At 56.0% G+C, this 22,222-nt stretch carries 13 protein-coding genes; 6 read left to right on the top strand and 7 right to left on the bottom strand.

The genetic code is table 11. The annotated features are described in order from the left end of the window. Positions 1 to 55: 55 nt before the first annotated feature. From OHL23_RS12470 to OHL23_RS12465, 3 genes are all read right to left on the bottom strand, one after another. Positions 56 to 2,470 (bottom strand): Ig-like domain-containing protein, encoded by a 2,415-nt coding sequence (locus OHL23_RS12470; RefSeq protein WP_263352211.1) that lies wholly within the window; start codon positions 2,468 to 2,470, stop codon positions 56 to 58. A gap of 322 nt (positions 2,471 to 2,792) precedes the next feature. Next, positions 2,793 to 3,113, bottom strand: coding sequence for a PilZ domain-containing protein (locus tag OHL23_RS28840; RefSeq protein ID WP_396127352.1), 321 nt, complete (start codon positions 3,111 to 3,113; stop codon positions 2,793 to 2,795). Positions 3,114 to 3,190: 77 nt separating this feature from the next. Beyond that, positions 3,191 to 3,724: a response regulator transcription factor gene (locus OHL23_RS12465; protein WP_263352210.1), complete on the bottom strand. Its 534-nt coding sequence runs from the start codon at positions 3,722 to 3,724 to the stop codon at positions 3,191 to 3,193. A 545-nt stretch (positions 3,725 to 4,269) separates the two neighbouring features. Between OHL23_RS12465 and OHL23_RS12460 the strand changes: the two genes are divergently transcribed. The 5 genes from OHL23_RS12460 to OHL23_RS12440 all read left to right on the top strand — a co-directional run bounded on the left by OHL23_RS12460 (position 4,270) and on the right by OHL23_RS12440 (position 11,657). After that, a complete protein-coding gene (locus tag OHL23_RS12460) occupies positions 4,270 to 5,319 on the top strand; it encodes a hypothetical protein (RefSeq protein ID WP_263352209.1) in 1,050 nt (349 codons plus the stop codon). Positions 5,320 to 5,759: 440 nt separating this feature from the next. Continuing rightward, on the top strand, positions 5,760 to 6,341 hold the full coding sequence (locus OHL23_RS12455; RefSeq protein WP_263352208.1) for a hypothetical protein: 582 nt from the start codon (positions 5,760 to 5,762) through the stop codon (positions 6,339 to 6,341). A gap of 145 nt (positions 6,342 to 6,486) precedes the next feature. Further along, positions 6,487 to 7,521: a thioredoxin domain-containing protein gene (locus OHL23_RS12450; RefSeq protein ID WP_263352207.1), complete on the top strand. Its 1,035-nt coding sequence runs from the start codon at positions 6,487 to 6,489 to the stop codon at positions 7,519 to 7,521. A gap of 69 nt (positions 7,522 to 7,590) precedes the next feature. Continuing rightward, on the top strand, positions 7,591 to 10,965 hold the full coding sequence (locus tag OHL23_RS12445; protein WP_263352206.1) for a beta strand repeat-containing protein: 3,375 nt from the start codon (positions 7,591 to 7,593) through the stop codon (positions 10,963 to 10,965). A gap of 8 nt (positions 10,966 to 10,973) precedes the next feature. Continuing rightward, positions 10,974 to 11,657 (top strand): tetratricopeptide repeat protein, encoded by a 684-nt coding sequence (locus OHL23_RS12440; RefSeq protein WP_263352205.1) that lies wholly within the window; start codon positions 10,974 to 10,976, stop codon positions 11,655 to 11,657. A 350-nt stretch (positions 11,658 to 12,007) separates the two neighbouring features. Here OHL23_RS12440 and OHL23_RS12435 read toward each other — a convergent pair whose 3' ends face one another. From OHL23_RS12435 to OHL23_RS12425, 3 genes are all read right to left on the bottom strand, one after another. Beyond that, entirely contained in the window at positions 12,008 to 12,490 is a 483-nt protein-coding gene (locus OHL23_RS12435) for an ester cyclase (RefSeq protein WP_263352204.1), read from the bottom strand. 270 nt (positions 12,491 to 12,760) lie between these two features. Further along, complete coding sequence (locus OHL23_RS12430; protein ID WP_263352203.1) at positions 12,761 to 17,470, bottom strand: beta strand repeat-containing protein; 4,710 nt, start codon at positions 17,468 to 17,470, stop codon at positions 12,761 to 12,763. Positions 17,471 to 17,896: 426 nt separating this feature from the next. Beyond that, positions 17,897 to 19,828, bottom strand: coding sequence for a PQQ-binding-like beta-propeller repeat protein (locus OHL23_RS12425; protein ID WP_263352202.1), 1,932 nt, complete (start codon positions 19,826 to 19,828; stop codon positions 17,897 to 17,899). A gap of 286 nt (positions 19,829 to 20,114) precedes the next feature. Here OHL23_RS12425 and OHL23_RS12420 point away from each other — a divergent pair, with 286 nt between their 5' ends. Beyond that, entirely contained in the window at positions 20,115 to 20,495 is a 381-nt protein-coding gene (locus OHL23_RS12420; protein ID WP_263352201.1) for a VOC family protein, read from the top strand. A 76-nt stretch (positions 20,496 to 20,571) separates the two neighbouring features. Here OHL23_RS12420 and OHL23_RS12415 read toward each other — a convergent pair whose 3' ends face one another. Then, complete coding sequence (locus OHL23_RS12415) at positions 20,572 to 22,032, bottom strand: DUF6600 domain-containing protein (protein WP_263352200.1); 1,461 nt, start codon at positions 22,030 to 22,032, stop codon at positions 20,572 to 20,574. Positions 22,033 to 22,222 lie beyond the last annotated feature (190 nt).

The following is a 22,222-nucleotide window of genomic DNA, read 5'->3' as shown; positions in this document are numbered from 1 at the left end:
GCCCACTGATTTCGTGCGCCCCCGACAGCCAAGCGGAGCCGCTTTGTGACGATATTCAGTCGCCGGTGCCGCAAGTGCAAATCCCCTGGCCTCCACCGAGTTGCTGAACGAAACTACACTGCGCTTGCAGCGCAAGGGTCAGGGTTGCGTTAAGCGGAGTTTCGGAGAGGGGTTCTTCAGAGACAGTACTCGAGTTTGCGGAGTTCGCTTGAAGGTGTGTGCTCCAAGCCCTCGCCGTGCCCGTAGGGTTGATCGAAGAAGCGTTGCAGGACGGATTACTGACATAGTCGCCGGTTGCCAGAAGGATCGAACCCGATGTTGAAACACGGCCAGTCAGGGGATTGCCGATGAGGTCTTTGTTCAAGGAGAAAGTGCGAAGGCCATCGCCAGAGATCCGACAGCCGCAACACTCGGACATCTGCTGATCTTGATCGAAGACATAGACCATTACGCACAGATTCGGTTCATCGGAACCGGGATTTGTCACACGCAGTGCGGTATCGATCCCGTTCGGCCTGGTAGCGAAATAGCCGACTGCCGCAAGGGGTTCGACAAGAATGGTTACGGTGCCCTGAATGCCGTTCATCGACGCCTCCGCACCGGTTGATCCCACGTGAATAGCGGTCGCGTATCCGGTGCTTTTCACGCTCACAATGGAATCGTCGTTCACTGCCCACGTCACGGAACCTGTAACATCTTGCGTGCTGCCATCCGTAAATGATCCGATGGCAGCGAGTTGAACACCCCGTCCCAAAGGCACGGCTGGATTTGAAGGCGAAACAGCGATTGAGGAAAGAGCCGCAGGGGAGACGGTCACCGTTGCGTCACCTCTGATCTTGGAACTCATTGCGGAAACGTCGGTTTTGCCGAGTGCGCTGGCTTTGGCGGAGCCGCCGCTGCCGATGCTGACTATTGCTGCGGAGGCGCTGGACCATGAGACGGAGTTTGTCAGGTCGCGGGTGCTGCCATCTGTATAGGTGCCCGTCGCGGTCATTTGCTCGACGGCGCCGAGCGGTATTGTGAGGCTTCCCGAGCTGATTGAGATCGATTTCAGCTGTGCTGCGGAAACGGTCAAAGTACTCGTGCCGGTCATGCCTCCCAATCGCGCGTCGATCGCTGCTGTTCCCAGCTTCAGGCCTGTCACGGATCCTGAGGAATTGACACTGACTATTGCTGCGGAAGCGCTGGACCATGAGACGGAGTTTGTCAGGTCGTGGGTGCTGCCATCCGTGTAGGTGCCCGTTGCGGTCATTTGCTCGACGTTGCCAAGCGGTATTGTGAGGCTTCCCGAGCTGATTGAGATCGATTTCAGCTGTGCTGCGGAAACGGTCAAAGTACTCGTGCCGGTCATGCCTCCCAATCGCGCGTCGATCGCTGCTGTTCCCAGCTTCAGGCCTGTCACGGATCCTGAGGAATTGACACTGACTATTGCTGCGGAAGCGCTGGACCATGAGACGGAGTTTGTCAGGTCGTGGGTGCTGCCATCCGTGTAGGTGCCCGTTGCGGTCATTTGCTCGACGTTGCCAAGCGGTATCGTGAAACTCCCAGAGCTGATTGAGATCGACTTCAGCTGCGCGGCGGAAACGGTCAAAGTACTCGTGCCGCTCACACCTCCCAACTGCGCGGCGATCGCGGCTGTTCCCACCTTTACACCGGTCGCGGATCCTGAGGAATTGATACTTGCTATGCCCTGCGGAGAACTGCTCCATGAGACGGCGCTCGTCAGGTCGCGCACGCTACCGTCTGAGTAGGTGCCTTGCGCCGTGAATTGAGCTGTGATCCCGGCAGGAACGGTGATCCCGCTCGGGTTCAGCGAAATGGCGACAAGCGTTGCCGCCGTCACAGTAAGCTGGGAGGACCCGCTCACAGACCCGGCAGATGCAGTAATCGACACTTTGCCCATAGATATGGAAGCAGCGAGACCGGCGGAGCTTACAGCCGCGATACCTGGGTCAGATGTTTTCCAAGTGACAGCGTTGGTGACGTCTTGTGTACTGAGATCGGTGAAGGTGCCGGTCGCCTTCAGTTGGATCGAGGTCCCGGACGCGAGCGACGAAGAGGACGGAGTGACTGCGATGTTTACCATTGCGGCTTTGGAAACTGTGAGTGATGCAGCGCTTGTCACCCCATGGAGCGTCGCGACAATCGTCGCATTCCCCGGGGACACCGATGTGGCATGACCGGTTGCATCGATACTAGCAACGCCGCCATTGCTGCTAGTCCACGTCACTGAATTGGTCTCGTCCTTGGAAGAGCCATCTGTCAAGATCGCTGTTGCGGCGAAATTCGCCGTCTGCCCGAGCGCAATGCTCGAAGCCGTGGGAGTAACCTTCAACTGCTCAATTTGAGGAGAAGTGCTCAGTATCGCTTTCGGCCCTCCGCATCCGGACAGCATTAGTCCAAACAGGGTAACCGCTGCGAGTTGCTGCTTGCAGTTGGCATGGAGAATTTGAGTCTTGGCATCGATCATATCTGCAGATACCTCATCGGCGACTACTTCTAATGGGCTAGGCTTTTGAACGAGTAAGACTTTAGGCCAGGAGGTGGTGGGACGCAAGTATCTAAGTAGCTTAAACACTCCGAGTTAGAGCAAGGATGTTAGCCCATTTGTATTACTTCATGGGAGCTAATCGCAACTCATCTAGACTCTATGCCGACACGGCACAGCAGAAGAACGGAGCTGTAAAGCCCCTGCTCCCAATCGAGAGAAAGGCAATTCTTTTGAGAAGATAGGACTATGCAGGAGCCAGGAAATACGGATCACTCGCGAGATGCAGAGCTCGCAGTGGTTTTCAGAGAAGCGCTTCCAGTCCTGATATGAAGCTCTCAGGCGGCGCTACCTGCTTGCGAGTCCAACGGACTTGCATCAGAGTGGCAATGAGCAAAGGAGCATCTCCAACCGGAATCTCGCACCGAATGAGCGATGACTTCTCTATTGGCGAGGATGTAATAAGGCAAACCCCATGATGGCTGATATTTTGCACACGGGCCTTTACGGCGCACACGCCGGGATCTTCCGTTGAGCCGAGCTGGGGCAGCTCACTGACCGTTACCTCAAGGCTTTGAGGCAATCGTACTTCATGACGCCGATCGAAATGGTTTGTGCGTTTCACGTAGAGCCATGATTACCCTATTCCCGACGTTCGGTAAACTCCTCAGAGGAATTAGTTCAGCAAGCTTAAGCACTCTGTCAGGAATGAGGCCCTACGATCTTTCCCACAATCCCGGACCGTGTGGAGACATCCATCTTTACCATCACGAGGCGCAGAAATGCTTTAACGGTATTTGGACTGATGTTCATACGGTTCGCGATCTCCTTGCTGGTGAGCCCTTCGACCAGCAAGGTCACCGTCTCCAACTCGCGCGGCGTCAGATCGAACTGACGCAGGAGATCGCTCAACTCCGCTACGGAGGAGTAGTGACGCTCCAGAATGAGAGCCGTAGTACAAAGTGCAACCTCTTGTCCTTTGCAATCGATGTGAAACGCGCGACAGATATACATGCGTCCCCCCGACCGATACGCTTTGACAAATTCCGGCGAGGAATCGTTGCGTCGATCCAAGAGGCTTGATCTGATTTTGTCTTCGAGAAATACGGCTGTGTGCGGAATCCGTTCCGGCCTTGTGGGAAACGCCAATATCTGAAGAGCCTCGGAATTGAAAGCAATCGGCTGGAATCCCTCGTTCAGTAACAGAAAGCCCGGCATGGTAAACGCCGTAGTCATCGTTCCTACCTCCGCATTTTGGTGCCGATACTTTGGTGGCCGGAGGCGAGGATTCGATGTAGGGGCAACCTGGGAAACCGTGCATCGAAACAACTGCCTGGCATCCGGTCCATGTCACGGACGGCGCCGGACACCAGAAACGGCTGACTTTGCTCAATTAGAATGAGCTCATTTAGTTGCATCCGGAGTTTTCCATGGTAGTTTGGACATTGTCAAGAAGAATCGATTGCGCCGTTCGGGCTCGCCTATTTGGACTAATCGGTAGGTAGTATATGAGTACGAACTTACACCTCTAGTTACATTGGTTTATACCTGCTGGGGAAACTATCGCCCAATAGACGCGCGGCAAAAAGCGAAGTTGCAGCCTAGCGAGTTTTACAAAATTGCAACAAAGCGATATATCAGTGAGCGTTGCATGAACAGATAAGAAAAACAACAAAACAGTTCTACTGCGGATAAGCGATCTCTAGTCTCTTTGGTTAGTCCATACGTGCGATTGTGGTCAGGCAACAGCGGTGGTGCAATTGGAGCCGCAGGAGGACGCTATGCTGCGTTCCAAATCGTTGTCATTCTCGAATGGCCAACATTCGACATCTTTGCGGTTTCCAGATGGTATTCGGAGCGGTTCCGAGTACTTCTTACTGCTGGCGGCATTCTGGGCGCTTGTCTCATCATCGCCAACCGTCCTGGGGCAGACCGGCAGTTCCTCCACCGAGGATCAGCCGCGGAATTCCCAAGCTCAGATATGCGACGGACTTAAGCAGGACGATCCGCATAAACTTGCCCTCGGCGTGCACAAAGGCGAGCCGGCGAACGCAGACGCGGTCGATGCAGAGCAACCGTCCGGGTCGCAAAGCACTTCGGAATTGAAAGTCAAGGATCTCAGTCTTCCACAAGATAAGCTTTCCAGTTCAGCAACGCCAGAACAAGGTTTGCTATGCAAGAAGAAGAAGACCGGGCCTGAGTTGGAGCGAGCCCTCGATCCGTCGCAGCAGCCCGGTTCAGCACCCGAAGGGGAACCAGCACCTAAGGCGTCGGCCGTCTCCTACTCCGACGGGATGCTTACAATCAACGCGCAGAATATTCCTTTGAGAGATGTGATTGGAGCAATTCGCACTCGCACAGGGATATCGGTGGAACTCCCTGCTGAGTCTATGGATGACCCAATCTTCGATCATGTAGGGCCAGCACCGCTGCGAGACGCCTTGACTCAATTCTTGTATGGGTCGAAGTTTAACTATGTCATTCAGACTTCATTCGAAGATCCACAGCATGTAACAAAGCTCATACTGAGTTCACGGCCTGACTTAGCTTCTGCAGGATCGAAGCACGTGAGCTCGCCGGTTGCCGATCAAGCTGAAGCCCCGACATTGTACGGCGCAGCCGGCTTCACCAATGACAGTCAGGGAGAGCCAAGCCCACCAGTTCCTCCCCCTAATCAGCCCACTTCCAGTGCAACTAATGTGGTCGGTGTTCCTGCCGGCTTCAATGTTCAGCAGGCTGCGGCTGCGTCGGGAAGAACTACAGGTCAAGTTCTGGATGAGCTGCAGAAACGCCAGCTCCAGGCGTTGGACGATCAGTCTCCGCCACAATAGGGCCCTTGCGGCGCAGAAGCCACGGATGAGTGCGTTGGGAATGTGTCTAAATGCTCTTATGGCCTCTTCGCAGATTGAATGCGATTGACCGTTTTGTGGTCGATCGTGATGCCGCATTCAACGAGGGCGCTGCAGATGCTCCTTTCGTACTCGGGCCTGCATTTCATGCGATCTAACCGCGTGGCACTACGGATTTGATTGTCGTACGTGATCTCAACATGTTGCGAAAGCTTAGTTCTTATCGGTTAAGCTGATCGGCTGAATGCTGGACTAATGCATATGGGGGTCAGGCTAATGCGTATGGAGTAGCGTGGATGGCATAACTAACCGGAGTAGGTCAACTGGGTAATTGCAAAGAACTGAATTGTGGTTAGAGTTGGGCACTGAGCGCTCCCAGCTATTGTTATCGAAAGCTGAGAATACGCTAAGGAGGACTCCGAATGAAACTCACAGCATGTAAGACGCTTTCCGTTGCCCTGGTAATCGCTGGCCTGATCACAGTCGGCGCCGGCATTGCCTCCGCACAGGATGTGTACAAAGTCAACTACTTCTCGAATAACGCCGCTCCAGCGCCCGATGCGACTGTCCGGATTGACAATCCAGGCCTGACATACGGGAACCTCTGCGCGATGATCTACGTGTTTGACGCAGATCAACAGCTGACTGAGTGCTGCGGTTGCGTCGAGACCCACAACGGCCTGCGGACGCTATCGGTTCGCTCTAACCTGACGTCGAATCCACTGACCGGCGTTGTGTCGAGGAATGGTGTTGTTAAGATCGTTTCTGCCGCGGTCAACAACTCTCCGTGCGATCCGACATCCAATGTCACGCCAAAAGCAAACCTTCGCGCGTGGGTAACTCATATCCAGAACGCCGTAGGCACTGCCTGGCCGATCACTGAAACCGAGTCCTCGGATTCCACACTTGGCGCGACCGAGCTTGCAAATCTGCAGGCGCAGTGCGCTTTCGTGAACATCCTGGGAAGCGGACAGGGCATCTGCTCTTGCGGTACTGGCGACTAGTGACAAAACCATCTCGGCATGCAGGAAGAAAGGCACTACGGCATGCCAGACGGCCGAAAGTCCTCGAGTGCCAGGGGCAGCAGACTTCCCCGCCCTGGCACAACTTATCAATGACGCATTCGCAACGATGGAGAAGGAAAAGGCAATGAAAACTGGGCACATCGTAGGTTCCTTGGTTGTTCTACTAACTCTCACAGCCGCAACCATGCTGAATGGTCAGTCCGGACAAGAATCAGCCCAGGTCGTTGCCAGGGTTAGCGGCGCCGATCTCACACTCACAGATCTGCAGCAGTTCGAGAGCGGAAAGCTTCTCCAGGCTCAGTATCAGTTTTATCTTAACGAGCGAAAGGCTCTCGAAGAACTAATCGATAACCGGCTTCTTGCGGATGAAGCGCGCAAAAAGGGTATCCCCCTCGATCAGCTTTTAGAAACGGAAGTCTATAAGGGAGTGAAGGATCCCACAGAAGACCAGCTCGAGGTCTACTACGAAGGATTGGACACGCAAGACTCTTTTGAATCAGTGCACGATGATGTGTTGCAGCACATTCGGGAACTGCGCAGGAATAAGGCTCGCGCAGCGTATGTGGAGCAGTTGCGTAAGCAGGCGGCGATCAATATCGAGTTGATGCCCCCGTCCGCCCAAGTGGATATCGCCAAAGCCTATACGCACGGAGCGACAGGTGCACCGGTTGTTCTGGTGGAATTTGCCGATTACCAATGCCCGTATTGCCAGAAAGTGAACTCCCAGATACAGCAACTCAAAAAGGAGTATGGTGACAAGCTCACAGTTGTGTTTAAAGACTTTCCACTGCCAATGCACCATGGATCGGAAAAGGCGGCGGAGGCATCTCGTTGTGCTGGCGAGCAAGGAAAATTCTGGGAATATCACGACGTTCTCTTCTACAGCAAACTGACGGAGTTGGATGCGCTGAAGGAACACGCGCGTGTGTTGAAGCTTGATGGAGATCGTTTCGATACGTGCCTTGATAGCGGGGCAGAGGCGGCTGCAGTTAAGAAAGACTTTGATGAAGCCAAGAGTCTTGGATTGACGGGCACTCCCAGCTTCTTTGTCAATGGCCATTTCTTCAGCGGCGTTGTCGACTATGCGGCCCTCAAGGACATTGTGAATCAGCAGTTGAACGCCTTAGCCGCCCAGAGACCGCAAATATCACAGAGATAGCCCGTTGTCTGTAACTACCAGGAAATAGCGCTCCCCCATTCTTTGATTTGAGGTACTACGAGGTGGTCAATGAAGTGCCTTCAGAACTCGATGTGGATCGCGCTGTTAGTTGCAGCTTTGCACAGTGCCGCCATGGCGTCGGTAGTGGTTTCACCCGCTTCCGCGCATGTTAATCCTGGCGGCCAGTTGCAGTTCACGGCTACTGGATCAGCAGACGGTGTTGTACTTTGGAGCCTTTCGGGGAGCGGTTGCAGTGGCATTTCCTGCGGGGAGATTACTTCAGAAGGACTCTACACGGCGCCGGCTACGGCGCCTAATCCTGCAATCGTAGCGGTGGTTGCAACCTCCCTTGCCGATCTCACTCAGTCGGGCAGCGCCAGCGTTACGATTGGATCGTCTGTCGGCATTGGAGTGACAATCTCCCCCACGCTGGTAACAATTGCCCCGTCAGGACAGCAGCAGTTCTCCGCAGTTGTTACGGGCAGTTCGAATACCAAGGTGAACTGGACCGTATCCGGAGCAGGCTGTTCCGGGACCGCCTGTGGCGCGATCACTTCGGGCGGTTTGTATACAGCGCCGGTCGTCATTCCGAAACCGGCACAAGTCACCGTTACCGCGACTTCCGCAGCTACTCCAACGAAGTCAGCTTCTGCTACGGTGAGCATAGAGTCTGCATCCTCGGTTTCGCTTTCTGTATCGCCGTCGACTGCTCAAGTCAGCGCCGGAGGACAGCAGACGTTCTCTGCGAAAGTTACGGGCACTACGAATACGTCTGTGAAATGGTCTGTTGCCGGGACTGGTTGTACAGGTTCCGCATGTGGATCGATTTCAACTTCCGGCGTATACACTGCTCCCGCCAGCGTTCCAGCGATACCCAAGGTCACGATCACGGCGATTTCCGTAGCCGCCCCTACTAAATCGGCAAGCGCGACAGCAACGATAGTCGCTGCTTCCTCCTCACTTATCAAGGTCGCTCCCAGTGCTCCTCAGGTAAAGCCTGGGGCGACGTTACAGTTCTCCGCGAGCGGTCCCGGAAGCGGCGTGGTGATCTGGAGCGTCTCGGGCAGCGGATGCTCCGGCATCACGTGCGGCTCCATCTCGTCAACGGGCCTCTATACAGCGCCGGCAAAAGCGCCTAGCCCCAACACGGTTGCAGTCACCGCGACATCTCTCGCAAATCCTTCGCAATCGGGCTCTACCCTGGTCACTATCGTGGCGCCAGGTCAGGTTTCTGTCGCGGTGTCACCAAGCAGCGTGCAATTGAATACAGGTGCGCAACAAACTTTCAAGGCCACTGTAACCGGAACGAGCAACACCGCCGTCCTGTGGAGTCTTAGCGGATATGGTTGTTCCGGCGCTGCATGTGGAACGATCACATCAGGCGGGGTTTATACGGCGCCTTCCACGCTCCCTGCTGGATCTCTTGTATTTGTAACCGCAACGTCCGTTGCCGCCTCCACGCAGTCTAGTACGGCGACGGTGACGATCGTTCAGCGGATTGCTGTAAGCATATCTCCGAAATCGGCACAGGTCGCCGCAGGAGGGCGGCAGCAATTCACTGCTCAGGTGACAAACACAACGACAACCGGCGTGACGTGGAGTGTCACAGGGGCTGGTTGTTCCGGTGCGGCGTGCGGTACCGTTTCTTCGACTGGACTGTATACCGCTCCCAGTGTAGTGCCCAACCCTCCGCAGGTGACGGTAACAGCCACCGCTAATGCGGATGGCGAGACCGCAGCTTCAGCAACGGTCACTGTGATTCTTCCTGTTTCGGTGACCATATCGCCGACAAGCGCCATTGTCACCGTTGGGCAGCAACAGCAATTTGGAGTAACGGTTTCAGGCTCTACAAACCACGCCGTAACATGGAGCGTCAGTGGATCTGGCTGCTCGGGAAGTGCATGCGGCACCATCACATCTCAGGGTTTGTATACGGCGCCGGCGACTGTTCCTTCTGTGGCTACGGTGATCGTCAAGGCAACCTCTCAGGTCAACAACGTTACTTCGGCCTCAGCCGTTGTAACCATCTATCCCACCGCTAACGCAAAGTTGTCGGGGCAATTCGCCTTTCTGTTCTCAGGCTTCGACAGCAATGGCGTTTATCAGGAGGCGGGGTCATTCACTGCTGACGGTAATGGCAAGCTGGTTTCAGGTCACGAGGATATTAATAACACTGCCAGCGTACTTAGCGACTCACCCATCTCAGGAACCTACCAGGTTGGCGCCGACAATCGCGGTGTGATGACCATTAGTGGGCCGCTGGGAGCGCATACGTTTCGATTTGCACTGAACCTTCTCGGGACGAAGGGAAGATTCATCTCGTTTGATTCATCCGGAGTACGTGGTTCCGGCGTGCTTGAGAAGCAGGACACGACTGCATTCGATCCTTCCGTACTGGCCGGAGGTTATGTTCTCAAGCTTACGGGCATGGACGTTTCTGGACAACGTATCGGCGCGTTGGGACTTATTTTTCCCGATGGCAGTGGGTTCATCTCCGGCAGCAGTCTGGATGTCAACGACGGTGGCGCTGTTTCGCCAACTTTTGCAACGTTCTCCGGAACATATGGGGTGGATTCGACGGGACGCGGAACTGCAACGCTCAGCATTCCGGGCTTTGATGGAGGGATGTTCGACTTCGCTTTCTATGTAGTCTCTGCGAACGAGCTGTTGCTGATCTCGACTGATCCACTCAGCTTCAACAATCCAATCTTCAGTGGTCCGGCCGAATTGCAGAGCGGAGCTCCTTATACAACCGCCTCCTTTAGCGGCGGGTCTGTGTTCAGCTTGAGCGGCACAAATGGAACGGCTCCTGAAGATACCGTTGGCCGCTTCGAGTTCAACGGTGGCTCAAACATTACGGCAGTTTTCGATCAAAACAATGGAGGCACCGTCAGTGTCGGCACGGTCATGACAGGTGCTTACGACATAGAACTGAATGGACGCGGAACTATCAATCTCGATAACCCGGCCAACGGCAGCGTTACGATTTGGTATCTATACGCAATTTCGCCGAACACGGCATTCTTGATGGATGCTTCAACGGGTACCGTGTCCGTTGGCGAAATGAAGGCGCAAACGGCGTTTGCCCCCTTCTCCAATTCGAACATACTCGGCAGCTATCTATTTGGCTCCGGCGAACCGATCCTGCAGACAACTCCACTCGACTCAGGCACTGCGAACTTTGACGGAGGCAGCAATCTCCAGGGCCTTGGTGCGGCCACGGGAGCGGAAGATATAAGTCAGGCTTCCACGCTTTCGCCAAATCAGATACTGACTGGAACCTATTCGGTATCGAGCGTTTCGAACAATGGCCGAGGTTCGATTTTGCTGACTTCGCCAAGTGGCAAGACGATCGCGGTTTGGGTGACAAGCGCATCCGAATTTGTCGGATTGAATGTTGACTCGACCACTCCTCAACCAACAATTCTGCACTTCGAGCAATGAGGACCGATATGAAACGACTCTCAGCTTTACTCTCACTTGTCATTGCGGTTGCACCGCTTGGATTCAGCCTTCCGCAAGACGACGCTGCTGCGCTCAATCAACAGGCTGCGTCGGGCGATCCCAACGCTCAGGTTCGGCTCGGAATGAAGTACGCACTGGCGGTTCCGCGCAACGTGCGGGAATCGATGCGATGGTTCCGGCTTGCAGCGGATCAGGGATATGCCGATGGACAGTATCGGCTGGGAGGAATGTACGATGTAGCGCAGTCTCCTCAAAATCCTACAGAAGCTATCAAGTGGTACACGCTTGCTGCGAAGCAGGGCCACAAAGATGCCGAGTACCGGCTGGGCGTGATGTACGACCAGGGCCGCGGAACGAGCAAGGATTACGCAGAGGCAGCGAAGTGGTACGCGAAAGCGGGCGAACAAGGACGGCCCGAAGCCCAATACCGGTTAGGCGAGATGTACGAGCAAGGATTGGGAGTCGCGCAGAGTTATCCAAACGCGATGAAATGGTACCTGATGGCTGCCCAGAAGGGACGCGCTGAAGCCGAATATAAGGTGGGCTACCTTTACGAAAAAGGATTGGGAACATCTCCGAGTCGAACCGACGCCCTCGCGTGGTATCAGAAATCCAGCGCGCACGGATATCCAGACGCAACCGATGCGGTGAAGGCCCTGTCGGAACAGTGACTTTGAGTGATTTCTAGCAAGCGGGGACAGCGGAGTCCCTGAACCCGGAACCGTCAAGGTCACCATGTTTCGAAAGGCTAGCCGTAGCTTCGCTATCGTTCAACACCAGATGACGCGTGTTTCTGGGTTAGCGACATCTCCGTAAAAGTTGAGCTAGCCGGCCGGGACCGAAGCCGGCGAAATGGTGTGGATGGTTTGTCCTGTTAGACTACCCGCCGCAGTCGAGGTGACAAAGATAGGCCGAAGAATGCGATACCCAGTGATGGGGCATCGGAGGTCTCTCTGGTCAAAGAGAGATTGTGAGAACGGCCGTCGTAATAGAGACGAGCGCGGCGGGCTTTCTGCAAGCTTCAGGCGTGAACCTTCGACTCGGCCTTCGACGTTTTCGACGGCGAGGCTTGTACTGAAGCGATTCCCAGTTGTTCCATCAAAGACATGAGGTTCCAATCCGACCATTGTTCGGCGATTTTGGAATTGTGGATGCGGAAGATAGAGGTGCCACTAACGGTGGCCTTCCTGTTGGTGGGGGCCAGGCCTAAGAACTCACCTTTGTGGGTACCGGTGACTGTCCAGTGATGCACAACCTCATTGCCTTCGGCGATCGTGTCCTCGATCGTGAACTTCGTATCGGGGAAGCCACGGCGGCAGTTCTCGATGTGGCTGCGCATGTTTGCGGCTCCTGAGACAAGGTGGGGGAAGACGGGATCGTGGAATCGGCAGTTTACAGCGACGAATTCCGGGATCGCGTCGAGGTTTCCCTTATTCCAACACTCTTCCATGAACCTATGCGCAATTTGCTTGTTGTCGGTTGCCTTCGTGTTCTGCATCGGCATTTGTCAACCCTCCTTTCGCGAGTTGAAGATCGCAGGATGCTTTTACCGTAAATAGAAGCTTCCTGCCGCCTGGATCGCGCCATGCCTGAGCGGGTTGAACGCTTCGTTCGACCCATGCAAAGCGGCGCTCCAGTTGCCCGGCGAACATGCTGACACACTGGCGGAGGAGAAGCTATTCCCCAGAATGCCTAGCCCGCCGCGCGGAACCACGTGGCAAGTAGAACCGGAAATTGAATGACCGGAAGCTGGCCACGCTCTAAATCCCGGCCATCATTGCTCCAGGTGCAGAACGACCGGCTGCGGATTGGACGAATCGATCTCGACTCCCAATACCTCGGATGCGCTAGTTACCCATAGCGCATAAGTCGCAGCGCCGGGTGAAGTGAGAAGCATGGTTCCTCTGCCGTCATTCAGAGAACCCGATATGCTATAGCTGCCTATCAGAGGCTGGGCGGAAGAGAGTGCGGAGCTCGAACTGATGTCCTCAACGCCTGCGACGGCGCGGACTCCGTCAAAGTTGGCCACGCCAGAGTCCAGGGGCGCCGTGTAGACCAGCGGCTCCCCTGAACCGATGAGATACGAGCCCACTACGCTTGTGTTCGCGAAAGGTGGCTCGGCCAATTGCGGCTTCAGTTCGCCCATGCCGACATCAGACGAGGATGCATCCATCAAATAGGCATGATTTGGAGCAATAGCATACATGTCCCACACCTTCGTCATGCCGTTTGAGTTATCCAGGTTCAGTGTTCCGGTTCCAGTCAGGCCCACACTGTAGGCTCCGGTGAGCACGTTGCCGGTGGTTATGGCGCCACCGGTGTTCTGATCGAATTCCACCAATGGCTGAGAAATTCCATCAAATGAGATTCGCCCCACCAGGACTTGCGGGATATTGCCGCTCACTCCACTGAGGCTAAATACCGTTGGACCTTTGAAGGACGATTCGAGATACGGAGCTCCCGATTGCAGCTCTGCGACGCCACCGAGGATTGGGCTACTGGAACTGAGCGGTTCGGTGGAAACCAACAGGAGCTTATTGGCAGATACGACATAGTAGGCTAGCTGCAACGCGCCGCCGGCGAATCCGGGAATACTTAGATTCGCAATGCCGCGTCCTGAGCTGTCCGAGCTGTCAACACGGTAGATGCCCTGGAAGGAGGCAAATGTCGGCAAAATTGTGCCGCCATCGTTCACATCCATGCTGCCGCCGACAATGTCACCCGAGCCATCGAAGTCGAAGATGGCGAGAGCGCCGATGCGATTGCCTGTTCCAGTCTTGCCGGCAAGACTGAGAACATACGGCCCCTTCAGCGCAGTCAGGGAGAATGCAGTGCTATCCTGCTGCTCAAGAATGCCCGATCCGCGAATCCCGGAGCTATCGAACTCGATGAACCTGCCGGAGGTCCCGGCCGAGTTAAGCGCGAAGCTGAACGTTTGACTTCCACTCGAACTCACGAGTGAGAGCGTGCCACGATTTTCTCCGCTTACCTGGTACTTTCCTGTGACGGCGAGAGTTGTTCTGGGCCCGAGCGTGTTGTTCACGTCTTGCTCGCCCGATGTGATATTTCCATTGCCATCCGCGGTGAATGATCCTACCGACTCGTATATGCCATTGGCGTCGAGACCGGTGAATTCGAATGCGTATTGACCTTGCAACTTGGAGTTCTGGTTAGCCACGACGGTTACGATTGCAGAAGCAGACTGCGAAACGTCAATTTGCGACGTAGCTTTGACAATCACGGTAGCGCCCGACGGTACAGTTGCCGGAGCCATATACAAGCCTGCGGAAGTAATGCTGCCGCAGGTAGAGCCGGAGCAGGAGGCGCCACTGAGACTCCAGTCGACGGAGGTATTGGTGCTGCCAGCGACGATCGCACGGAACTGCTGCTGGCTGTTCGTTGCTACAACAGCGTTCGTAGGAGAGATGGTCACAAGAACCGGCGGAATGATCGTTACGATCGCCGATGCCGATTTTGTGCTGTCAGCCGCCGATGTTGCTTTGACAGTCACCTGATTAGGACTTGGAATGTTAGCCGGTGCGATGTAGAGGCCGCTCGAACTGATCGTTCCACAGGCGCTTCCACTGCAACCCGAACCCTCTACGCTCCAGTGCACCAAAGTATTCGTCGTTCCGGTCACGATCCTAATGAACTGCTGGCGTCCGCCGGCGACTACCTGAGTGCTGGACGGCGAAATCGTTACGGCAACGGGTGGAAGAATAGTCACTGTCGCGCTATCCGACTTGCTTGGGTCGGCGGTTGAAGTCGCTGTCACAGTTACTTGATCCGGGTTAGGAACGATCCCCGGAGCGCCATAGAAACCAGTGGACGTGATTGTGCCACATGCCAGTCCAGAGCAACCCTTGCCCGTGACGCTCCAGGTGACGGATCGATTTGTCGTTCCAGAGACAGTTGCCGTGAACTGCTCATCGGCGCCAGCAACAAGCTCCGCTGTAGCGGGTGAGACGCTGACAACAATTGGCGGGACAATGGTCACCGTGGCGGTTCGGAAGCTGCTTGGATTGGCAACAGACACCGCTTTGACAATCACCGCGGAACTCGGAACAGATGCCGGTGCAGTGTAGAGCCCGGTTGACGAGATCATCCCGCAGGCTGCTCCGACGCAGCCGCTGCCGCTGACGCTCCACGTTATAGCGGTATTTGTCGATCCAGTGACCACAGCCTTGAACTGCTGTTGTCCGCCCACCGTCAACGTCGCCGTTGTTGGTGAGAGCGTCACCGCAATCGGCGGAGTGATTGTTACCGTGGCTGTACTCGATTTGGTTGCGTCGGCCAATGAGGTTGCTGTGACAAATACCTGCGCTGGATTTGGAACAGCAGCGGGCGCAAAGTAAAGGCCGGTAGGGGAAATGGTGCCGCAGGCTGTTCCACTGCAACCGGCGCCGGCTACGCTCCACGAGACGTTGGTATTCGATATGCCGTTCACCGTGGCGGAAAATTGCTGACTGCTTCCAATGACAACTTGTGCGGTGGCTGGGGCAATCGTGACCGACACCGGTCCAATAATTGTCACTGTAGCGTGGGCAGATTTGGTGCCGTCGGCTACAGAAGTTGCGGTGACTGTAACCTGATTCGGAGCAGGAGCGCTGGCTGGCGCAGTGTAAAGTCCAGTGCTTGAGATACTCCCACAGGTTGCCCCGGTGCAGCCGCTGCCGACAAGGCTCCACGATACGGCGGTGTTGGACGAGCCGGTGACAGTTGCCGTGAACTGCTGATGACCTCCAGTGAGCACTTGCGCGGTCGATGGTGAAACCGTGACTGCGACAGGCGGGATGATCGTCACCGAAGCAGTGGCCGACTTGGTTGGATCAGCCACCGAGGTTGCGGTTACAGATATCTGTGGTGGCGTGGGTACCGACGCTGGAGCAGTGTAAAGTCCAGTGCTTGAAATACTCCCGCAGGTTGCCCCTGTGCAGCCGCTGCCGGCGAGGCTCCACGATACGGCGGTGTTGGATGAGCCGGTGATAGTTGCCGTGAACTGTTGATGGGCTCCAGTGAGCACTTGCGCGGTCGATGGTGAAACCGTGACTGCGACAGGCGGGATGATCGTCACCAAAGCAGTGGCCGACTTGGTTGGATCAGCCACCGAGGTTGCGGTTACCGATATCTGCGGAGGCGTGGGCACGGACGTTGGCGCAGTGTAAAGTCCAGTGCTTGAGATACTCCCGCAGGCCGCCCCGGTGCAGCCGTTGCCGGCGAGGCTCCAGGATACAGCGGTGTTCGATGTACCGGTGACAATTCTCGTGAACTGCTGCTGGGCTCCTACGACCACTTGCGCAGTCGATGGTGAAACCGTGACTACGACAGGCGGGATGATCGTCACCAAAGCAGTGGCCGACTTGGTTGGATCAGCCACCGAGGTTGCGGTTACCGATACTTGAGGAGGCGAGGGCACGGACGATGGCGCAGTATAGAGTCCAGTGCTGGAAATACTCCCGCAGGCTGCCCCGGCGCATCCGCTGCCTGCAAGGCTCCAGGATACAGCGGTGTTGGATGTACCGGTGACAATTTTCGTGAACTGCTGCTGGGCTCCGGCGATCACTTGCGCGGTCGATGGCGAAACCGTGACTACGACGGGTGGAATGATTGTCGCCGTCGCTGTGGACGACTTGGTTGGATCAGCCACTGATGTTGCGGTTACCGATACCTGAGGAGGCGAGGGCACGGACGCTGGCGCAGTGTAAAGTCCAGTGCTGGAAATACTCCCACAGGCCGCCCCAGTGCAGCCGCTGCCGGCAAGGCTCCACGATACAGCGGTGTTCGATGTGCCGGTGACGGTTGCCGTGAATTGCCTTTGAGTTCCAGTTGTGACTTGAACCGTCGCAGGAGAAACACTCACGGCGACGGGCGGGGCAATCGTAACCGTCGCGGAACCGGACTTTGCAGGATCAGCCACAGATAGTGCCGTGATCGTAACCTGCGGCGGAGCTGGTACTCCTGAGGGTGCGGTATAGAGACCATCAGTCGTGAGGGTGCCGCATGCCGATCCGCTGCAACCCGCGCCGGTTAACTGCCAGGCAACAGTGGTGATGGTTGTTCCGTTCACCATGGCAATGAAGCGCTGCTTCTGGCCCACAACGATTGTTGCCTGTGCCGGTGACACGGAGACAGTAATGTCCGAAGTTGCGCCCAAAATAACGGATGCGCTGGCGGATGCAGAGAGATCAGCCAGCGATGTTGCGGTGACCGTGATAACGTTCGACGATGGAGCAGTGGCCGGAGCTAGATACAAACCACCACTGGATATCTGGCCACATGTGTTTCCGCTGCAATTTACGCCGTTCAAACTCCAGATCACGACACTATTGGTAGTCCCGCCAACGGTCGCGGTGAATTGAGTTTGACCGCCGAGCGGTACGTGTACAGTTGCGGGAGCAAGTGAAACAGATACAGAAGCCAGAGAAGCCGTAGAAAACACAGCAGCCGCAAGCAAGAACCAGGCAATCCTTACCAATCGATTCATCTGTCTTCCGCCTTGAACCAGTCTCCCAATTGCACCAAAACAGGTCCCGATCACTTCGGACGAGATAATCAACCAGCGTTGCAGGTAAGCCGCGGAGAACACGAGCGCTGCGAGAATGAATCTAGCTGGCGCGTGGATATACACCAAAACTTCGAAATGCAATGTCTCTCAATGCTTGGTACTCTTGGGGTGACCATTGCAACACGAAGATTTGACGCGGCGCAATTATGCGATTGGCCTAGTTCGATTTGAGTCGTCCGCATTGCTCTCGTTCTAACAAGTCGAGCAGTGCAAGATTCTTGCTCGCAGCCCTCTGCAGTAACTGCTTTTCCTATCTACTCACTTTGCGGTGGAGGATAGTCACAGGGCGCCTGACGAATGCCTCGTAAGAGAATGCTGCTCGCATCACTAGAGATTGATGACGCGTTATTTACCCCGAAGGCCATACACGAAGACTGCGCTGTTTCCTCCTGGAGCAATCGACATTGCCGTGATGGCGATGTATTGAGTGCGCCGAATCGTGAACGACATGGGTGCAGCGGTTATGGTGAACTGGCAGCCAGTTATCTTTTCGACGTTCTCGACACAGCCGCTCCACACGAGTTTCAGGCTGGTGTCATATGCCCTGAGCCTTCCGTCACGCGTGCCCACAAAGATCAAACCACCCGCGGTCGAGAGCAATCCGCCGGGATATTCGCCGAGGTCTTCACTGATGAGGTTTGGATCTACTTTGCCGGTATGGGGATCGATTGCTCTTATATAGCTTTGCTTTGGGTCATTGACGCCTATGCATGGTGGCCGGTGGGCTCCTTCGGTGGTGGATGCATAGGAGGTTGGCTCTTCCACATCGATCAGGTAGATGCGCCCTGTTTGCCGGTCATAGGTGACAGGGCCCCATTCCGCGCCTCCGAAGGTACCGGGAGATATGCAGATAGTGTCGCCTGGATGCACGGGCTTAATGGGGGGGGCAAACATATTCATGCGATGAGCTATGAAGTTATATGCCGGCGCTGGCTCGGGCTGCGTGGGCCACGCGTGTTGATAGGCAGGATGGACCGAAACGGCTGTCTCCTGCTTGCCGGTGAGATCAAACATGGCGGACCCGGGGTCGTTGCGCGTGAACTTTCCCGCGTCGAATTGGTACCACCAGCCGGTTTTGCCAGCGGCTCCCAGGATGTCGATGTCTTTGTCCTTGATCGCGATGATTGGAGACGCTTGATCGTAGTCCCAGAGATCGTGGTGCACTTCCTGGTAATAGGAGCGCAGTCGTCCCTTCGAATCCAGGGCGACGATCGAGTCCGTGAAGAGATTCGTGCCCGATCTGTCGTCGCCGGTGTACGCCGATCGATGGATCTCTCCCGCGGCGTCTTTGCGGGAGCCTACGGGATTGCCGGTTCCGAACAGAATCAGCCCATGCGAAGGATCGATAGTGGGGGTCATCCATACTGCGCCGCCGCCCTCTCTGCCGGCTTTGTTGGAAGGCCATGTGGCCGGCTGTGACTTGTCATCGGTGCAGCCTATAACGTTGTTGCCGAGGGGCGAGTCCGCGTTGAGACTCAGCCCAGGAACCGTGCAGAAGATCCATTTCACCTCGGGGATGTGGGGATCAATTGCGGTGACAAATCCCTGGATGAAGCCGTCGTCTAAACCGTCGCCACCGGCCACGCCTACGATTACCTTCCCGTCGTAGACGATAGGCGGCGATGACGTGGAGTAGCTTTGCGACTGGTCGTCGGGTATCTGGTTGAGTGGGATACCGGTACGAGTTTTGAGATCCAGCAAATTGATGGGAAAGCCCGGAAGCAATTGTGGCTTTGGCTTCTTCAGGTCTTTGAGAGCGATCAGCTGGCCGTCCAGGGTGGTAGCGTATAGTACGCCCTTATCGATTGCTACTCCGCGATTGGTTGCAGAGGCTGCGAGATACGGACCGGACCACAAGTAGCCCGTGCAGGAGTAGTTTTCAAAGGAGAGCGAATAGATCCACCTGGGCTGGATGGCGGAACCTGGTTTAGGCCGGGTGTCGAAGGCGTAGAGGTGATGCCAGGTTGCGACGAAGAGTTCGTCGCTTGAGACTTCCGGGGTGTCCTGCATGGTCTCGTGGAAACCGTCTTTGCAGCTCTCCGAGTGTTTGTGGAACCATGGGCCGTCGTAGCGAGGTATTTGATCGAAGGACCATTTGAGAGCCAAGCCTCCCGATCGGCGAAGGCTGTCGGCGTTGATTCGGCTGTCTGGGCTGTAATGCCAACCCTGGATGTTTCCTCCGTAGACCGGCCAATCGAACGTGGTTGGGCCTTTCTGAGCCAAGGCATGCGAGGCCAGGAGCTGGAAAAGTATCCAAGCGAACCGATTGCGTTTCAACCGTTCCTCCAGGTTTTTGGGGCCAGAATTTCAAGGGTCGCGACCGCTGCCGAGCTCTTGTGACCAGTTTTGCCTGATTGATTCTATAAACCGCAGAATCTTGGATATGCGCAACTTTAGTCACCTTTGAATTCTTCGATACTGATTAGTTATTGCGTGCACGAACCAACTGCAAGACCTCGGACTTGTGGCGAAAAACCGGCGCAGCATCCCTTTGTGAGGTGGGATGTATAGTAGCTGGCGCTCGACTTCGCCGGCGATAGCTGGGCTGCCGCACACTTGATCGATGATCCGTCAGATCGCACCTCTGTTCTTCACCACAGACATTCCCGCCACGCTTGCCTATTACAAGGACAAGCTCGGCTTCGAGTGTCTGGGGGCATGGCAGGATCCGCCGACGTACGCCATCGTGGCGCGCGACCAGCACGCGATTCACTTTCGCTGCGCCGATCCGCCGACTGCCAATCCGGACAAATATGCGGACGAACTGCTGGATGCATATCTCTTTGTCGAAGACGCAGACGCGCTTCACGCGGAGTTCGCGTCCAAAGGGGTGGAGTTCACCCGGGGACCGGCTGACATGCCATGGCGCACGCGGGAGTTTGTAGTCAAGGATTGCGACGGTCGTCTGCTTGCATTCGGCTCGAACTTAGCAAGTGGGGAGTAAAAACCCACCGGCTAAGTTCGATCTTGTAGAGCGATGGCCTCCGTTGGGAGGATTTCTAGCCTAACCTGACTGATTCCTAGTGCGGATGACCTGATCCGGCAGAGGAATGGCTGGAGGCCCCACTTGACATTGCTGAATTCCCACTCCCGCCGCTCGATGAGCCCATTCTCGAAGACATCTCCGCTCCTGAGGGCGGGGCAGTACCTCGATGGATCGAGCCTGCTGCTGCGGCAGCATTCGATGGGCGTCCGTTGGCGGATGACGGAGCGTTGATGTAAATGGCCGTGGTCGCCGCACCATGTTCTATGGCATGCTGCGAAAACTTATCCAGTTTGCCCAGGGTGTCGCGTGGAATGCCGAGACCCGCGGAGTCTTTGCGGAAGACGAAGGAGTCTGCTGTAGCAACTTCTGACTTGACGAGAGGCTTCAGGTTCACTTCGGTCAGTGTGGCTTCGCCGGCGCGGGGTGGTGTGATCGGGTGACGCGGAATTAAGCCTGTGCCGTTCTTTGGAGCTGACGCGATGCTGTTGTTCAGCCCGTTCCAGGAACCTCCGGGTTGCCATCCCCAGCCGGCGCCGGAGCAATAGGACCAGCTGCCATAGTGATAGGGAGTCCATCCCCAGGGATACGGAGAAACCCATGAATAGCCCGCGCCCTGATACCAGGCCCAGGCGCCGTTCGAATACGGATCCCAGGCAGCGCTGGCGAAATAGGGACGCCACATGGAGCCGCAACCGCCAACATTCATGAAGCTTCCGTAATACATCATGTCGCCCACGCCGTAGGCATAGGGCGAACTACCGAATGCACCGAGGGATGCGGATTGCGCATGGTATCCGGAAGCGTTTTTGTCCCATGTATCAAATGCCTCGGCGGCTACGTCCTTGGTCTGGATTGGTTGAGCCTGGTCCTGCAAGTGGAAGGTAACCGTCTTTTTCTTGGGAACATCGGTCGGGCCCGCGGGGCCGTCGATGCGCACTGTTCCGTCTAGCACCGCGAGCTTGGCTTCCGAATCATCCACATGGAGCCGAATGTGGCTGGAGGGCGGCAATTGGAGCTTCTGCTGGCCAAACAGAAGATTGAACTCATTGCCTCGCGTCTTCACCAGGCTGACGTAGGCCATGCCCTTTATGACGTGCACGGAAGAGGCAGTTGTGCCCGCAGGAAGGCGCTCAAGCTGCGGGAACTCCACGAGCGAATCAGGAGTGATCCGCAGCGTGCTGTTATCTTCGAACTCGACCTCGGCGACTCCCATGGCGGTTCGCAGTCGGTTGTGCTCAACAATGGGCAGGTTGGTCATTGCCGGCTCAAAACCGCGGCCGATGTCGCGATCCAACTGAACTTCGCCTTTGACCTCACTTAAGCGGACGATACGGACCTTTGAAACCCCGGAGGGCGGCGTGGCGTCGTCCGTGGCCTGGGCAGGAGAGGCTTGGGTGGGAGGGGTCTGTTCAGGAGTGACCTGGGCGGGAAGCGTGGCGGCAAGAAACAGGCCTGAGATGCAGGCTGATAGGACGTGTGCGGGAATCGTAGCCATGTCCGCCTCCTTTGGGAGTTATGGCGAACTTTGAGAGGGACGCTCCACAGCAGATTTGCAAGAGGCCGGAGCGCGTAATGGCATTCATGCTAGCACGGAAATGGAATCCGGACGACCGGGATTTTGAAGCGACTGGATCGATTATTGATGGGGGGTGTTGGAGCGCGGTGGTTGAGACAGGGATTCCGGC

The organism is Acidicapsa acidisoli, from assembly GCF_025685625.1.
Classification (GTDB): domain Bacteria; phylum Acidobacteriota; class Terriglobia; order Terriglobales; family Acidobacteriaceae; genus Acidicapsa; species Acidicapsa acidisoli.
Note: the sequence above shows the minus strand (reverse complement) of the source record. Positions and strands in the feature narration are given on the sequence as shown.

Coding starts and splice junctions, on each gene's coding strand:
- OHL23_RS12470 (WP_263352211.1), bottom strand. CDS start 2,470: ATGATCGATGCCAAGACTCAAATTCTCCATGCCAACTGCAAGCAGCAA.
- OHL23_RS12465 (WP_263352210.1), bottom strand. CDS start 3,724: ATGACTACGGCGTTTACCATGCCGGGCTTTCTGTTACTGAACGAGGGA.
- OHL23_RS12460 (WP_263352209.1), top strand. CDS start 4,270: ATGCTGCGTTCCAAATCGTTGTCATTCTCGAATGGCCAACATTCGACA.
- OHL23_RS12455 (WP_263352208.1), top strand. CDS start 5,760: ATGAAACTCACAGCATGTAAGACGCTTTCCGTTGCCCTGGTAATCGCT.
- OHL23_RS12450 (WP_263352207.1), top strand. CDS start 6,487: ATGAAAACTGGGCACATCGTAGGTTCCTTGGTTGTTCTACTAACTCTC.
- OHL23_RS12445 (WP_263352206.1), top strand. CDS start 7,591: ATGAAGTGCCTTCAGAACTCGATGTGGATCGCGCTGTTAGTTGCAGCT.
- OHL23_RS12440 (WP_263352205.1), top strand. CDS start 10,974: ATGAAACGACTCTCAGCTTTACTCTCACTTGTCATTGCGGTTGCACCG.
- OHL23_RS12435 (WP_263352204.1), bottom strand. CDS start 12,490: ATGCCGATGCAGAACACGAAGGCAACCGACAACAAGCAAATTGCGCAT.
- OHL23_RS12430 (WP_263352203.1), bottom strand. CDS start 17,470: ATGAATCGATTGGTAAGGATTGCCTGGTTCTTGCTTGCGGCTGCTGTG.
- OHL23_RS12420 (WP_263352201.1), top strand. CDS start 20,115: ATGATCCGTCAGATCGCACCTCTGTTCTTCACCACAGACATTCCCGCC.
- OHL23_RS12415 (WP_263352200.1), bottom strand. CDS start 22,032: ATGGCTACGATTCCCGCACACGTCCTATCAGCCTGCATCTCAGGCCTG.